Annotated in this window: 13 protein-coding genes; 7 read left to right on the top strand and 6 right to left on the bottom strand. The window is 60.2% G+C overall.

What is annotated here, in order from left to right; translation table 11 throughout:
* The 5 genes from dapE to dapC all read right to left on the bottom strand — a co-directional run.
* On the bottom strand, positions 1-942 hold a 942-nt coding region (gene dapE / locus VGU61_RS13560), incomplete at its 3' end, for a succinyl-diaminopimelate desuccinylase (RefSeq protein ID WP_326859674.1).
* A 3-nt stretch (positions 943-945) separates the two neighbouring features.
* Positions 946-1299 carry an ArsC family reductase gene (locus tag VGU61_RS13555; RefSeq protein WP_326859676.1) on the bottom strand — a complete coding sequence of 118 codons (354 nt, stop codon included), beginning with the start codon at positions 1297-1299 and terminating at the stop codon, positions 946-948.
* A 4-nt stretch (positions 1300-1303) separates the two neighbouring features.
* The gene (locus VGU61_RS13550) at positions 1304-2440 is read right to left on the bottom strand and encodes a PilT/PilU family type 4a pilus ATPase (RefSeq protein WP_326859673.1); all 1137 of its coding nucleotides are present in this window, start codon (positions 2438-2440) and stop codon (positions 1304-1306) included.
* A gap of 43 nt (positions 2441-2483) precedes the next feature.
* Positions 2484-3323, bottom strand: coding sequence for a 2,3,4,5-tetrahydropyridine-2,6-dicarboxylate N-succinyltransferase (gene dapD, locus VGU61_RS13545; RefSeq protein ID WP_326859672.1), 840 nt, complete (start codon positions 3321-3323; stop codon positions 2484-2486).
* Between the two features lie 35 nt (positions 3324-3358).
* Entirely contained in the window at positions 3359-4567 is a 1209-nt protein-coding gene (gene dapC / locus VGU61_RS13540; protein WP_326859671.1) for a succinyldiaminopimelate transaminase, read from the bottom strand.
* Positions 4568-4845: 278 nt separating this feature from the next.
* Between dapC and smc the strand changes: the two genes are divergently transcribed.
* Complete coding sequence (gene smc, locus VGU61_RS13535; protein WP_326859670.1) at positions 4846-8376, top strand: chromosome segregation protein SMC; 3531 nt, start codon at positions 4846-4848, stop codon at positions 8374-8376.
* A gap of 80 nt (positions 8377-8456) precedes the next feature.
* On the opposite strand, the gene VGU61_RS13530 is transcribed toward smc, so the two are convergent.
* Complete coding sequence (locus VGU61_RS13530) at positions 8457-8756, bottom strand: hypothetical protein (RefSeq protein WP_326859669.1); 300 nt, start codon at positions 8754-8756, stop codon at positions 8457-8459.
* A gap of 500 nt (positions 8757-9256) precedes the next feature.
* Between VGU61_RS13530 and VGU61_RS13525 the strand changes: the two genes are divergently transcribed.
* Genes VGU61_RS13525 through kefC form a run of 6 tightly spaced genes read left to right on the top strand, consistent with a single transcriptional unit; the run spans position 9257 to position 16223 of the window.
* Positions 9257-10366, top strand: a complete 1110-nt coding sequence (locus tag VGU61_RS13525) for a cell division protein ZipA C-terminal FtsZ-binding domain-containing protein (protein WP_326859668.1) — start codon at positions 9257-9259, stop codon at positions 10364-10366.
* Complete coding sequence (ligA, locus tag VGU61_RS13520) at positions 10366-12426, top strand: NAD-dependent DNA ligase LigA (RefSeq protein ID WP_326859667.1); 2061 nt, start codon at positions 10366-10368, stop codon at positions 12424-12426. Before VGU61_RS13525 ends, ligA begins: the two co-directional genes overlap by 1 nt.
* Positions 12423-13310, top strand: a complete 888-nt coding sequence (gene galU / locus VGU61_RS13515; protein ID WP_326859666.1) for a UTP--glucose-1-phosphate uridylyltransferase GalU — start codon at positions 12423-12425, stop codon at positions 13308-13310. The genes ligA and galU overlap by 4 nt, the downstream gene beginning before the upstream one ends.
* Positions 13307-13843 (top strand): peptide deformylase, encoded by a 537-nt coding sequence (gene def / locus VGU61_RS13510; protein ID WP_326859665.1) that lies wholly within the window; start codon positions 13307-13309, stop codon positions 13841-13843. Before galU ends, def begins: the two co-directional genes overlap by 4 nt.
* Positions 13836-14390, top strand: coding sequence for an NAD(P)H-dependent oxidoreductase (locus VGU61_RS13505; protein WP_326859664.1), 555 nt, complete (start codon positions 13836-13838; stop codon positions 14388-14390). Before def ends, VGU61_RS13505 begins: the two co-directional genes overlap by 8 nt.
* A 30-nt stretch (positions 14391-14420) precedes the next feature.
* The gene (gene kefC, locus VGU61_RS13500; protein WP_326859663.1) at positions 14421-16223 is read left to right on the top strand and encodes a glutathione-regulated potassium-efflux system protein KefC; all 1803 of its coding nucleotides are present in this window, start codon (positions 14421-14423) and stop codon (positions 16221-16223) included.
* Positions 16224-16239: the final 16 nt, after the last annotated feature.

The following is a 16239-nucleotide window of genomic DNA, read 5'->3' as shown; positions in this document are numbered from 1 at the left end:
GATGCCGGTTTCGGATTTGATGGCTGCCGACATGGCATCGCTCAGGTTGCCGCGCGGCGTGAGGAAGGGCAGGCCGCCGACAGTCCATTTCAGCGAGTACTCCAGCCCATGCCTGTCGAGGATCGCATGAACCCGCTTCTGCAGGCCGTCAACCGTGCTGGCAGTGGAAAATCGGAAATTGAAGTCGATGACGACTTCGCCGGGAATCACGTTCGATGCGCCGGTGCCGCCATGGATATTCGACATCTGCCAGGAGGTCGGCAGATAGTAGTCGTTGCCTTCGTCCCATTTTTCCGCCGCCAGTGCAGTCAGTGCCGGTACCGCGAGATGGATCGGATTTTTAGCCAGTTGCGGATAGGCGATATGGCCCTGAATACCCTTGACAGTCAACCTGCCCGACATGGTGCCGCGGCGGCCGTTCTTGATCATGTCCCCCAGGGTCTCTGCAGAGGTCGGCTCGCCGACGATGCAATAGTCGAGCCGCTCGCCGCGTTCCTTGAGCTTGTTGCAGACCACTACCGTCCCGTCGGTTGCCGGTCCTTCCTCGTCACTGGTGATGAGGAAGCCGATCGAGCCCTTATGGTCGGGATGGGCAGCGACGAACTCCTCCGTGGCAACCACCATTGCCGCGATGGAGGTTTTCATGTCGGCGGCGCCGCGGCCGTAGAGTTTGCCATCGCGGTGGGTCGGCTGGAAGGGATCGGATTGCCATTGCTCGCGCGGGCCGGTCGGCACGACGTCGGTATGGCCGGCGAAAACAACCAGCGGCTGTGCATTGCCTCTGCGTGCCCACAGGTTGGTAACGTCGCCGGACGCGATGATTTCACAATGAAAGCCGAGCGGTGCAAGCAGTTCGGCAAGACGTTGCTGGCAGCCCTTGTCGTCGGGTGTGACGGACGACAGGGAGATCAATTCTTCGGTGAGCGCGAGGGTTTTGCTCATGGATCACTTCTTGAAAATCTGTTGATACAGCGGTTCCGAAAAACCGACATGGATTGTGCCGTCGATATCCAGCACAGGCCGTTTGATGACCGACGGCGATTCGAGCATCAGGGCAGCGGCGCTGCGCGCGTCGACAATGGTTGCCTTGCGCTCGTCAGCCAGTCCGCGCCAGGTGGTGCCTTTGCGGTTGACGAGAACTTCCCAAGACATATGATCGAGCCAGGCATCGACGCTGTCCACGTTCAGTCCGGCTTTTTTGAAATCGTGGAAGGCATGTTCGATTCCGTGAGCGTTCAGCCAGGTACGGGCCTTCTTTACCGTGTCGCAGTTGGGAATGCCATACAGCGTGATGGTCATCGGTTCAGACATTCAGTGTAAATTCGGTGAAGGTCGGGCCGTCGTCCTTCTTTTCCTCCGCCTCCGGCTGCGCCTGCTGGCCGGTCTGCGCATTATTGAGCAGCCAGTACAGATTGGTCGCCGAGTCGGCATTCGCAAGCGCTTCTTCCTGGCTGACGACGCCTTCCTGGATCAGGTTCATCAGCGCCTGTTCGAAGGTCTGCGACCCGGGCGACATGCTCTTTTCGATCGCTTCCTTGATCTGGCTGATCTCGCCTTGCTCAATCAGTTCGGCAATGTGCCGGGTGTTGAGCAGCACTTCCACCGCCGCGCGGCGCTTCTGGTCCTTGGTCAGCACCAGCCGCTGGGAAATCACGGCCTTGATGGTGACAGAGAGGTCCGACAGCAGCGACGGCCGGTTTTCGAGCGGATAGAAATTGATGATGCGGTTCAGGGCCTGGTAGCTGTTGTTGGCATGCAGTGTCGCCACGACCAGGTGGCCGGATTGCGCGTAGGCGAGGGCGGCGCCCATGGTCTCCTTGTCGCGGATCTCGCCGATCAGGATGCAGTCCGGCGCCTGCCGCAGCGCGTTCTTCAATGCGACCTTCAGGCTTTCGGCATCGGTGCCGATCTCGCGCTGATTGACGATGGATTTCTTGTTGGTGAACAGGAATTCGATCGGGTCTTCCAGGGTCAGGATGTGGCCGGTCTTCAGGATGTTGCGATGGTCGAGCATCGCGGCGATCGTGGTGGATTTGCCTGAGCCGGTTGCGCCGACCACCAGTACCAATCCACGCTTTTCCATCACGATGTCCGCAAGGACGGGCGGCACATGCAGGTCGGCGAGCTTCGGGATATTCCCGGGAATGAATCGGAACACTGCGGAGATGGTGCCGCGCTGGCGGAAGGCGGACAGGCGGAAGCTGCCGACGCCCGGCACTGGAATGCCGAGGTTGAGCTCGTTATTCTTTTCCAGTTCCTGCAACTGCTCGGCGGTCACGACTTCCGCCAGGAGCGACCGGATCGTCTGGTTGTCCATCTTCTGCTGGTTCACCGGCAGAAGATGGCCATTGAGCTTGATATGGATCGGCGAGTTGACCGCCATGAACATGTCGGAAGCGCTTTTTTCCTTCATTAGCTGGAACAGACGATCCATTGCCATCATGTACTCCTTGTGAATTGCGGAAGTTACGTTCCGGCCTGGATCAGGCTTCGCGCAGCAGCTCGTTGATGCCGGTCTTGGCACGGGTTTTTGCATCCACCCGCTTGACGATCACCGCGCAGTACAGGCTGTATTTGCCATCCGCGGACGGCAGGTTGCCGGACACCACCACGGAACCCGCGGGGATGCGGCCATAGCTGACTTCGCCGGTGGCCCGGTCGTAGATCTTGGTCGATTGGCCGATGTAGACACCCATCGAAATCACGGAGTTTTCTTCGACGATCACGCCTTCCACCACTTCCGAACGGGCGCCGATGAAGCAGTTGTCCTCGATGATCGTGGGATTGGCCTGCATCGGTTCCAGCACGCCGCCGATGCCGACGCCGCCCGACAGGTGGACGTTCTTGCCGATCTGCGCGCAGGAGCCGACCGTTGCCCATGTGTCGACCATCGTGCCTTCGTCCACATAGGCGCCGATATTGACGTAGGAGGGCATCAGCACGACATTCTTTCCAATGAAGCTGCCACGGCGGGCAACCGCCGGCGGCACCACGCGGAAGCCGCCCTTGGCGAAGTCTTCGGCGGTGTAGTTGGCGAACTTGGTCGGCACCTTGTCATAGAACTGCATCGAGTTCGCGCCGTTCATGCCGGCCTGCATCGGCAGGTTGTCTTCCAGACGGAAGGACAGCAGGACCGCTTTCTTCACCCACTGGTTGACGACCCAGCTGCCGCTGTCCTTCTGCGCGACCCGCAGGCTACCCTGGTCGAGCTCGCGCAGCACATGCGCGACGGCATCACGGACTTCGGCGGGTGCCGACTTGGGGGAGAAATTCGCGCGGTCTTCCCACGCCTGGTCAATGATCTGCTGAAGTTGTTGGCTCATCTGGAATGTGTAGTGAGTGATTGAATCGGGTTGAATCAGGATGCGGCGAGTTTTCTGGTGAATTCGACGATGCGGCCGGCGGCTTCGAGGCACTCATCGACTTCCGCCACCAGTGCCATGCGGACGCGGTTGCGGCCGGGGTTGACGCCATGCGCTTCCCGGGCAAGATAGCTTCCCGGCAACACGGTGACATTATATTCGGCATACAGGCGCCTGGCGAAGTCGATATCCGAGATTGCAGCCCGTTTGTCGACGCCAGCCCACAGGTAAAAGCCGGCGTCCGGCAGTTCCACGTCCAGCACTTCCCGCAGCATGGGCGTAATCTGGTTGAACTTGGCCATGTATTTTGCGCGGTTTTCCTGGACATGCGTCTCATCGTTCCAGGCCGCAATCGATGCGCTCTGGATGGATGGACTCATCGCGCTGCCGTGATATGTCCGGTACAGGAGGAATTTCTTCAGGATATCGGCATCGCCGGCGACGAATCCGGACCGCATGCCGGGGACGTTCGACCGCTTCGACAGGCTGGAAAAGCTGACCAGCCGCGGGAAGTCATGGCGGCCGAGCTTGTGGGCGGCTTCCAGTCCACCCAAAGGCGGCTCGGGCTTGAAATAGATTTCCGAATAACATTCGTCGGCGGCAATCACGAACCCGTAACGGTCCGACAGGTCGAACAACTCTTTCCAGTCTGACAGGGTCAGGACCGCGCCGGTCGGATTGCCAGGCGAGCACACATATAACAATTGAACATGGCGCCATACCTCCTCCGACACGCTGCGGTAGTCAGGAGCGAAATTGCGGGACGGGTCGGAGTTGGCGAAGTAAGGCTGGGCACCGGTCAGGTAGGCAGCGCCTTCATAGATCTGGTAGAACGGGTTCGGGCACATCACCAGCGCGCCCGGCACCGGGTCGATCACGGTATGCGCCAGGGCAAACAGTGCTTCCCGCGAACCATTGACCGGCAACACCTGGGTCGCCGGGTCGAGGGCAGGCAAGCCGTAGCGCCGTTCGATCCAGCCTGCGATCGCCTTGCGCAATTCATCGGAACCGGCGGTGGTCGGATAGCTTGCCAGGCCGGGCAAATGGTCGGCAAGCGCCTGGCAGATGAAAGCCGGAGTAGGATGCTTGGGTTCGCCGATGCCGAGACTGATTGCCTTATAGGCACTATTAGGCGTAACGCCGGCAAATAACTCGCGCAGCTTTTCGAATGGATAAGGTTGCAGTTTGTCGAGGAGCGGGTTCACGGCGCTGTATGCAATAGGATGGACAGGGTGGAAAGTGCTAAAGAACTGGAAAAAACTGGAAAAGGTCATCAGCCTCCATGATGCGCCGGGACCGGAGGCGGCATTATACCGCCGCGGGCAGCGCGCTGTGCCGGGATCGGCCCGCGGAAATAATGTCCGGCAAGCCTGGAATGATATGATTAGCGCCTTTCAAGGCGGCCTCTTTCCGCTCCGTTCTTTCCCTGGTCGAGCCGCACCTGCGAGGCTCACATCGAAGTACTTTCTGAATAGTCAATAACGTGCGTTTAACTTCCATCAAACTATCCGGATTCAAATCCTTCGTCGAACCGACCAATTTCCAGGTGCCAGGGCAATTGGTTGGCGTGGTTGGCCCCAACGGTTGCGGCAAGTCGAACATCATCGACGCGGTGCGCTGGGTGCTGGGTGAATCGAAAGCATCGGAGCTGCGCGGCGAGTCGATGCAGGACGTGATCTTCAACGGCTCCACCAATCGCAAGCCGTCCGGGCGGGCATCGGTCGAGCTGGTGTTCGACAATGCCGACGGCCGCGCGGCGGGGCAGTGGAGCCAGTACGCCGAAATCGCCGTCAAGCGCACGCTTACCCGCGACGGCACCTCCAGTTATTACATCAACAACCAGGCGGTGCGGCGGCGGGACATTCAGGACATCTTCCTCGGCACCGGCCTTGGACCGCGAGCTTACGCCATCATCGGGCAAGGCATGATTTCGCGCATTATCGAAGCGCGGCCGGAGGAACTGCGGATTTTCCTCGAAGAAGCGGCCGGCGTATCGAAATACAAGGAACGCCGACGGGAAACCGAAAACCGTCTGCAGGACACGCGCGAAAACCTGGTCCGGGTAGAAGACATCCTGCGCGAGCTGAATACCAATCTCGAAAAGCTCCAGGGGCAGGCAGCCGTCGCGCAGAAATTTCGTGAACTGCAGTCTGATCAGGAGGAAAAGCAGAGGCTGCTCTGGCTGTTGCGCAAGAACGAGGCGAAGGCCGAACAGGAAAAATACTTTCGCGACATCGAAAAGGCGCAGCTCGAACTCGAAGAAAACACCGCCAAGCTGCGGCATGTGGAAACCGAGTTGGAACATATGCGCCAGGCACATTACGCCGCAGGCGACAGGATGCATACCGCGCAAGGACATCTCTACCAGACCAATTCCGAAATCGGCAGCCTGGAAGCGCAGATTAAGTTCGTCATCGAATCGCGAAGCCGGCTGCAATCCCAATTAAATTCCCTCACGACCCAGCGCGACCAGTGGCAGCGCCAGGGACAGCAACAGCAGGAAGAGCTGGCCGAAGCGGAAATGCATCTCGAAGAGCGGGCGGCACGCGTCGAGCAGGCGCAGCATGCTGCCCAGCAGCAGCACGATGCGTTGCCGGCGATGGAGCAGGCATGGCGTGAAGCGCAGTTGAAGACGACCGAGTCGCGCGGCAAGATCATGCAGATTCAGCAGCAGATCGAACTGGAATCGGCGCACCAGCGCAATGCGTCGAACATCCTCTCAGGCCTGACGGTGCGGCGCGAGCGGTTGACGCAGGAGAAGAGCGGACTCAACCTGCCGGACACTGCCCACCTGTCGAATCTGAAAATACAGCTTGAAGAAAAGCAGGCATTGCTGGAGGAGGCGAAGGAGCAACTGGAGGCTGCGCAGGAACAGCAGCCGAAGCTGGATGCGGAACGGCGCACGGCGCAGGAACAGCTCAACGCGGAGACAGCCAGCAATGCGCAACTGGAAGCTCGCCTTGCTGCGTTGAAGCAACTGCAGGAACGCGTGCAGTCGCAAGGAAAGGTACAGCCGTGGCTGAACAAGCATGAGCTTGGCGAACTGCCGCGGTTATGGCAGAAGCTGCACGTTGATCAGGGCTGGGAGACCGCGCTCGAATCAGTATTGCGCGAGCGTACTTCCGCGCTGGAGGTGTCGAATCTCGACTGGGCCAAGGCTTTCTTCACCGATGCGCCGCCTGCCAAGCTGGCCTTGTTCTCGTCCGCCGCGGCAACGCCGGGCGCGATCGCCGATGCGCCCGCCGGACTCAAGCCGTTCATGCAATTGCTGCAGTTGAACGACCCTGGCCTGCGCGCACTGATGCAGGACTGGCTGCACAACGTGTTTGCCGCCGAGGACAGCAACGCCGCATTTGTCGATCGTGCCAAGCTGCCGGCGGGCGGCTGCTTTGTCACCAGGCAAGGGCATGTGATCGGCAAGTCCAGCGTGCGTTTTTACGCATCCGATTCCGAGCAGGACGGCATGCTGGCCCGCCAGCAGGAGATCGACAACATCACCAAGCAATTGCGCGCCCAGCAAATGCTGGCCGACGAGGCAAAAACACGTGCCGTCCGGGCCGAAGCGGCACTGTCACAGGCGACGCAACGTCTGCAGGAGCTGCGCCAGCGCGTTGGCACCCTGACCCAGGGAGTGCATGGTCTGCAGATCGATGTGATGAAACTGTCGGAAGTGCAGGAACGCTTCAACCAGCGCAGCACGCAAATCGAAGCGGATCTCGCGGAAATTGCCGCGCAGGAAGCCGAGCAGCAGCAGATCAAGGTGGAATCGGAAGCAAAATTCGAGCAGCTCGATGCAGAGCTGGCCGAGCTTCAGGAAGCACATGAAGACAGCCAGACCGACTATCTCGACAAGGAACAGAAACTGAACGACGCCCGCGCGAGGCTGCGCGAACTGGAACGGGCAGCGCAGGAAGCGGAGTTCGCGGAAAAATCCCATCGCAGCAAGATCGATGAACTCAAGCGCAATATCGCCACCGCGCAGGAACAGGCAGCGCAGCTGTTCGCCAGCATGCAGCAGGGCCATCTTGAGCTCGAAAGCCTGGACGACCAGGCTGCTCAGGCCGGCTTGCAATCGCTGCTGGACAAGCGCAGCGACCAGGAGCGCGCGCTGGCGGACGCGCGGCATGAGCTCGATCAGCTGACGCAAAAGCTGCGACACCACGAAGAAGCCCGCACGCAGGGGGAGCGAAGCCTGCAACCGCTGCGGGACCGCATCATGGAGCTGCAGCTGAAAGAACAGGCCGCCCGTCTCAACCAGGAACAATACGCGCAACAACTCGTGGAGGCCCAGGCCGACGAGGCGGCCCTGGCGGAAAAACTCGATCCGGATACCCGACCCTCCTATCTACAGGGTGAAGTAACGCGACTGACCAATGCGATTGCAGCCCTCGGCGCAGTCAACCTGGCGGCGCTGGAAGAGCTGGCGCAGGCGTCCGAGCGCAAGAATTTCCTTGATGCGCAGAATGCCGATTTGACCGAGGCAATCAACACCTTGCAGGACGCCATCAACAAGATCGACAAGGAAACCCGCGAACTGTTGCAGGATACCTTCGACAAGGTGAATCAGCAGTTCGGGGAGCTTTTTCCGATCCTGTTCGGTGGCGGCAACGCAAAGCTGGTGATGACGGGCGAGGAAATCCTCGATTCAGGCGTCCAGGTCATGGCGCAGCCGCCGGGCAAGAAAAATGCGACGATCCATCTGCTGTCCGGCGGAGAGAAGGCATTGACCGCGACCGCACTGGTGTTCTCGATGTTCCAGTTGAATCCCGCGCCATTCTGTTTGCTGGACGAGGTCGATGCGCCGCTGGACGACGCCAATACCGAGCGTTTCTGCAATATGGTCAAGCGGATGTCTTCGCAAACCCAGTTTCTGTTCATCTCGCATAACAAGATCGCGATGGAGATGGCGCAGCAATTGATCGGCGTCACCATGCAGGAGCAGGGGGTGTCGAGAATCGTTGCGGTGGATATGGAGTCGGCTACGAATTTTGCCTCGGAAGCGCAAGCTGCCTGAAGCAATCCGTTGAACTTGCCCGACGCCCTGGAGAATAAAGCCGGCGTCAGGCGATGAGGATGTGCATGGAGTCGGGCGTATCAGATACGCGCGGAACGGGCCATGGCGGCACGTTTTTGATAGTAGGCAACATTCATCTGTGCTTCACGTGCTCGCTGAAGTTCTACATCGGCGCAGATCAGGAAATGGCGTTCCGCCCGATGCAGCCACCAGCGCTGGACTGAACGGATGATCGGGTTGATCGACATCATCGCCAGTTCCTGCAATTTGAAGTCGCCTGAGCCCTGTGTTGATACGGCACCCACCCGGCGAAGCGAATCAGTTTTGGGCATCATGGTGGCGTTGGGGGTAGCCAGTTGTTCTTTAAATTTTCGTTGCATGCGAATCTCCAAATCAAAAAGAAATGTTGCGCACCAGAAAAATCATTGCATCTAAAAACCGAAATTTCTTGCCTTGTGGATCAGTGGAAACTTTTTCAGGCAGGCGTTGCATTGCCGATGAGTTGGAATTCTATTGGGCATTATTCAAAATGCATTGATGAAGCTCAACCGACGAACCGCAACCTTTCCGTTAGAGAATTTTTCGCAATTTACTTGCGAAAAATCATCTTTTTCAGGAACGAATCCACTGTTTTTGCTCATTTGGCGCGGCTTGACAAGTTTACGGGCGGACACTACCCTGACTGCCTTCATGCGCCAGCGGCGCGTATCCCAAAACGCCCATATTGATTGCTTATAACTTCGCTTTTATTGAAGCGGAAAATCTTGACTTACCGGACTTCGGCCATGAATCGATCTGAAATTTTGCTGGTTTCGAGCGCGCTGCGCGATGAACCTGAAGGCAATGCAGCGACCTGCCTGCACTCGAAGGAGTTGCCGCAATGACGGATCTTCAGACCAGCCTGATGGCGATCGGCGGCACCATTGTCATCGGCGTGATCAGCTATAACAAATGGCAGGAATACAAGGCCAGAAAGACGGTAGAACGGGCATTCTCCTCCGACCAGGATGATGTGCTGATGAAGTCCCCGGCATCCGCCGGCGAAACAATCGACCGTCACGAGCCCGTTCTCGTGGATGACGATGTATTGCAACCGGCCTCCACTGCGCCGGCCTCCACGCAACCCTTCGCCGAAGCGCCGTCCCAGACGGATACGGCGGCCGTTGCTCCCCCTGCTGCGCAACCTGCTGTCCAGAGGGATTTGCCTGTAGATGACCTGATCGATTGCGTCATACCGATTACGCCCGAAGGCCCGTTGCGCGGCGAAAAAATCCTGCCTACCCTGCAGACGTTGCGGCACGTCGGCGGCAAGCCGGTGCATTTCATCGGCCAACGAGACGATGGCCTGTGGGAAGCGATTGCCCACGGCGGTATTTACTATGCATTGCGAGCCGGAGTGCAGCTCGCGAACCGCAGCGGTCCTCTCAATGAGATCGAGTTTTCCGAACTCGTCACACGCCTGCTCCAGATTGCCGACGATCTCGATGCGGAGCCCGATATGCCGGACATGATTCATGTAATGCCGGGTGCCCGCGGCCTGCACCAGTTCGTTACCGAGTACGATGCACAGCTCAGCGTCAACGTGCAGTCGAACGGCTCGCCATGGGTCATCAACACACTCCTGGCAGCGCTTGAGAGGCAAGGATTCGATTTGCGTCCGGATGGCCGACTGGTCATGCCGGATGGGGACGGCGGCGTTCTTTTCTCGCTTTCCACCAATGTCACCCTGGCGGCCGAGAGCACCTCGCGCCTGACGCTGTTGCTGGACGTGCCGCGTGTCGCGCAGGCGCGCGACGGTTTCGGCGCGATGATTTCCTGCGCCCGCATGCTGGCGTCGCGCCTTGACGGCACAGTGGTCGATGATGGCAACCAGCCGCTGTCGAATGCCGCACTGGAGGAGATCGCCGGACAGGTCCGCGATTTCTACGGTCACATGGAAGCGGCCGATATTCCCGCCGGCTCCGTCCGCGCGCAACGGTTGTTCAGCTAATGCGGCAGGATACAGCGGCGGTACAGCCGAACAATGAACCGGATCCATCCAATTGGCAGGCGCGCGCCGCTTGGCTGAAAAGCGAGCTCAACCGTCACAGCCACGCCTATTACGTACTCGATAATCCCACCATCCCGGATGCGGAATACGACAAGCTGTTCCGTGAACTGGTTGAACTGGAAGTCGAGCATCCCGATCTGCTGACATCCGATTCCCCGACGCAGCGCGTGGGCGGCAAACCCTTGCCGCAGTTCGAGCAGGTACGGCACGCATTGCCGATGCTGTCGCTCAACAATGCCTTCGACGAAGACGACATCGCTTCCTTCGATCGCCGCGTGCAGGAAGGCTTGCAGACCGAGGCGGCGGTTGAATATTCGACGGAACTCAAATTCGACGGACTGGCGATCAGCCTGCGTTACGAGGACGGCATGCTGGTGCAGGCAGCCACTCGGGGAGACGGCGCCACCGGCGAGAATGTCACCGCGAATGTGCGCACCGTGAAGGCAATTCCCCTGCGCCTGCATACCGACACGCCGCCGAAGGTCCTCGAAGTGCGCGGCGAGATCCTGATGTACAAGAGCGACTTCGCCAAGCTCAACGCGCGGCAGCGCGATGCCGGACAAAAGGAATTTGCCAATCCCCGCAATGCGGCGGCCGGCAGCCTCCGCCAGCTCGATCCCCGCATCACCGCGCAGCGCACCCTGCGTTTCTTTGCCTACGGCATCGGCGTTCTGGAAGGCGCGGGCATGCCGCCGTCGCATGAAGCGGTGCTCGGCTGGTATGCATCGCTGGGATTGCCGGTATGCAGGGAACGGGCTGTTGTGCAGGGTGCGCGCGGCATGCTGGATTTTTTTCATGGCATCGCGGAGAAGCGCAAGAATCTTCCCTACGAAATCGACGGTGTCGTCTACAAGGTAAATCGGCTTGAGCAGCAGCAGAAGCTCGGGTTCGTGTCCCGCGCACCGCGTTTCGCCATTGCCCACAAATTCCCGGCGGAAGAGGCGATGACAGTGGTGCAGGACATCGGCATCCAGGTCGGCCGCACCGGCGCGATTACACCAGTCGCCCGTCTGGCGCCTGTTTCGGTGGGCGGCGTGACCGTCACCAACGCGACGTTGCATAACGAAGATGAAGTCAGGCGCAAGGACATACGGATCGGCGATACAGCCATCGTCCGGCGTGCGGGCGATGTGATACCGGAAGTGGTGGCCTTCGTGCCGGAACTGCGGCCCGACAATGCGCGCGAGTTCGTCATGCCGGCGACCTGCCCGATCTGCGGCTCGCCGATCGTCCGCCCGGAAGAAGAAGCAGTGGCCCGCTGCTCGGGAGGGTGGATCAAGTGCCCGGCCCAGCGCAAGGGCGGCCTGCTGCATTTCGTCTCGCGCCGCGCCATGGATATCGAGGGCCTTGGGGAGCAACTGGTCGACCAGCTGGTGGAGCGGCAGGTGATCACCACCGCGGCGGACCTTTACAAGCTCGGTTTGACGGCACTCTCCGAGCTCGACAGAATGGCCGACAAATCGGCGCGGAATGTGCTCGACGCATTGCAAAAATCAAAGTCGACCACCCTGGCGCGTTTCATCTATGCCCTCGGCATACGCCATGTCGGCGAGGCGACGGCCAAGGAGCTGGCGACCCATTTCGGCAATCTTGATGGACTGTTGCAGGCGACGGAGGAACAGTTGCTGGACGTACCGGACATCGGTCCGGTCGTGGCGCGTTCCATCCTGACTTTCCTCGGCGACCCGTTGAACCGGGAGCTGATCGAACAATTGCGCGCCGCCGGCATACACTGGACGGAGAGCGCCGGCGCCGAAAGGGCACCGAAACCGTTTCAAGGCAAGACTTTCGTGTTGACCGGCACGCTGCCAACATTGACCCGTGATGAAGCGGCCGCGCGGATCGAGACGGCGGGCGGCAAGGTCGCCGGATCGGTATCCAAGAAAACGACCTATGTGGTGGCGGGGGAAGAGGCCGGAAGCAAGCTTGCCAAGGCGCAGGAACTGGGTATCACCATCTTGGATGAAGCCGGATTGTTGCAACTACTGGAAAAGCCATGAAAAACAACAATAGCGTGGTCCGTAAAGCCGTTTTTCCGGTTGCCGGTCTCGGCAGCCGTTTCCTGCCGGCCACCAAGGCCCAGCCCAAGGAAATGCTGCCCATCGTCGATAAGCCGCTGATCCAGTATGCGGTCGAAGAAGCCGTCGCAGCCGGCATCACCGACATGGTGTTCATCACCGGTCGCAACAAACGGGCGATAGAAGATCATTTCGATACCGCTTACGAGCTCGAATCCGAGCTGGAGGCGGGCGGCAAGACCGCCTTGCTCGATCTGGTCCGCAATGCAATCCCGAAAAACGTCAACTGCATCTACATCCGCCAGTCGGCGCCGCTAGGGCTAGGACATGCGGTCCTGTGCGCGCGGCCGGTGATCGGCGACGAACCGTTCGCCGTACTGCTGGCGGACGACTTCATGGACGTCGACGGCGGCACGAAGCCTGTGCTGGCGCAGATGACGGACGTTTTCGCCCGCGAGGCCTGCAGCCTGCTGGCGGTGCAGGACGTGCCTCGCAGTCATACCCGGCAGTACGGCATCGTCAGCGTTGATCCGCATGAAAAGAACCTGGCGCGAGTCAACAGCATCGTCGAGAAGCCGGCGCCCGAGGTCGCGCCGTCGACACTGGCAGTGGTAGGGCGCTATGTGCTGACGCCGACCATCTTCAATTACCTTGAAGGCCTCGGCCAGGGAGCCGGCGGCGAAATCCAATTGACTGACGGCATTGCCGCCCTGATGCAGGCCGAGCAGGTGCTGGCGTACCGATATGCCGGTATGCGCTACGATTGCGGTTCCAAACTCGGCTACCTGAAAGCCACGGTGGCGATGGGGCTGAAGCATCCGGCCATGGGGCAGGACTTCGCGGAATACCTGGAACAGATCAGATGACAGTCAGAGAAATCCTGCGGATGGGCGATCCGCGCCTTCTGCGGACGGCCGAGCCGGTCACCGGTTTCGACACTGCTGAACTGCATGGATTGATCGCCGACATGTTCGATACCATGCACGCCGCGAACGGCGCCGGGCTCGCAGCACCGCAAATCGGCGTCAACCTGCAACTCGTGATCTTCGGCTTCAAGCAGAATGCGCGCTATCCCGACGCGCCCCCGGTGCCGGAAACCGTACTGATCAACCCTGTGCTGACGCCGTTGTCGGACGAAATCGAGGACGGCTGGGAAGGCTGCCTTTCCGTGCCAGGGCTCCGCGGCACCGTGCCGCGCTGGCGCAGGCTCCATTACGAAGGCTTCGACCAGTACGGCCAGCCGATCAGCCGCGACGCCGACGGTTTCCACGCCCGGGTCGTCCAGCATGAATGCGACCATCTGGCCGGCATCCTGTATCCGATGCGCATCAAGGATTTTTCCCGTTTCGGTTTCACCGACATCCTGTTTCCGGGGCTGGACGCGAGCGACGATGACTGAGCCGGGCCCTCGCATCGTGGTGGTGTATGCCCATCCGACGCATCGGCTTTCCCGGGTGAACCGGCGCCTGATCGAGGCGGCGATGACGGTGCCTCGTGTGCAGGTAAGCAACCTGTACGAAACCTATCCGGATTTCTATATAGACGTGGCCCACGAACAGGCCCTGCTGGCGCAAGCCGACCTGATCGTCTTCCAGCATCCGATACAGTGGTACAGCATGCCCTCGCTGATGAAGGAATGGATCGACCTCGTGCTGGAATACGGCTGGGCCTATGGCCGGGGCGGCAATGCCTTGCAGGGCAAGGATTGCTGGCTGGTCGCGACGACTGGCAGCCGGGAGGATTCGTACCGGGCGGGGGGCGTTCATGGCCACGCCTTCGATGCATTTCTTCCACCGTTCCGTCAGACGGCTGCCTTATGCGGGATGCGCTGGCTGCCTCCTTTGATTTTGCATGGCGCGCACAAGGTCGACGACCCCGTCATCGACGCGCACATCGAGACCTACCGAAACCGGCTCGTTTCCTATCCCGACATCGAACCGGACTGAACCCAACCGAAACCGACTGACAGGATCGCCATGGAAAACAGCCTGCTCGCCAACGCGATGGTCTATCTGGCCGCTGCCGTGATCGCGGTGCCGATCGCGAAACGGCTGGGACTCGGCTCGGTGCTCGGCTATCTGATGGCCGGAATAGCCATCGGACCGTGGGGATTGGGCCTGATTTCGGAAGTCGAGCATATCCTCCACTTCTCCGAATTCGGCGTGGTGCTGCTGTTATTCATCATCGGGCTGGAACTGGATCCGAAACGGCTCTGGTCGTTGCGCCGGTCGATTTTCGGCTGGGGTGGAGCGCAGGTCGGCTTCGTCGCCGCCGGTCTCTTTGCTGCGGCTCTTGTTTTCGGCGCCGACTGGAAAGTCTGTCTCGTTGCCGCACTGGGACTGTCGTTGTCGTCGACCGCTATTGCCCTGGCAACACTGCAGGAACGCAACCTAATGGCCACACCCGCCGGTTCCGCGGGATTCTCGATCCTGCTGTTCCAGGACATCGCGGCCATTCCCATGATTGCCATCGTTCCCCTGATGGGGGCTGCCGCCGTTGAAGGCGCCGGCGGCGGTTGGACCGACGCGTTGAAGGTCGTCGGGGTAATCGCCACCCTGGTGGTGGCGGGGCGCTACCTGATGCGGCCCGTCATGCGCATCATCGCCAAGACCGACATGCGCGAGATTTTTACGGCATTTGCGCTGCTGCTGGTGATTTCGATCGGACTGCTGATGCAGTCGGTCGGTATGTCGATGGCGCTCGGCACCTTCCTCGCGGGCGTATTGCTGGCCGACTCCGAATACCGGCATGCGCTGGAAAGTGACCTGGAGCCGTTCAAGGGCCTGCTGCTTGGATTGTTCTTCATTGCTGTCGGCATGTCGGTGGACTTTGGCGTGTTTGTCACGCAACCGGGTGTGGTCATCGGCCTGCTGGCCGCGTTTCTGTCCATCAAGATCGGCGTATTGTATTTGTTGAGCAAGCCATTCGACATCCCGCCAAGCCAGCGGCTTTATTTTGCTTTCCTGCTCTCGCAGGGAGGCGAGTTCGCATTCGTGGTCTTCGGTGCCGCGGCGACCGCCGGCATCTTTTCCGCGCCGGTGTCGTCGCTGCTGGTCGCGGTGGTCGCCCTCTCCATGGTCACGACCCCGTTATTGCTGGTGCTGCACGACAAATTCATCGCGCCGCGTTTCATCGCGATGCAACAGCGGCCGGACGATGAGATCGAGGCACAGGATAACCCGGTCATCATCGCCGGGTTCGGCCGCTTCGGACAGATCATCGGCCGTCTGCTGCGTGCGAACCAGATCGGGATCACGGTGCTGGATCATGACCCCGACCAGATCGACCTGCTGCGCAAATTCGGCTTTAAGGTGTTCTATGGCAATGCAACCCGGATCGACCTGATGCATGCCGCCGGCGCGGCGAAAGCGAAGGCGCTGGTGGTCGCGATCGACGACATCGAGGACAGCATCGCCCTGGTGGACGCAGTGCGGCGCGAGTTTCCCGATCTGCCTATCCTGGCGCGGGCGAGGAACATTACGCATTACTACGACCTGATGGATCGCGGAGTGACGGTGATCGAGCGGGAAACCTTCGAAGGAGCGCTGCAACTGGGCAGAAGCGTGTTACGCCAGCTCGGCTTCGGCGCCTTCCGCGCCCGCCAGGCAGCGATGAAGTTCCGCGCGCACAACATCAAGACCGTCCACGCGGTCTACCCGTATTACAAGGACCAGCAACAGATGATTTCGCTGGCCGCACAGGCGAGGGAAGAGCTGGAGGCCATGTTTGCGCGCGATGCGGAAGCCATGCGGACAAATCGCCGTGGCGGCTGGGACTGACGCTCCCTGCGGCAAA

The organism is Noviherbaspirillum sp. (genome assembly GCF_035944575.1).
GTDB lineage: Bacteria > Pseudomonadota > Gammaproteobacteria > Burkholderiales > Burkholderiaceae_D > Noviherbaspirillum.
This window is presented reverse-complemented; position numbering and strand designations above follow the sequence as displayed.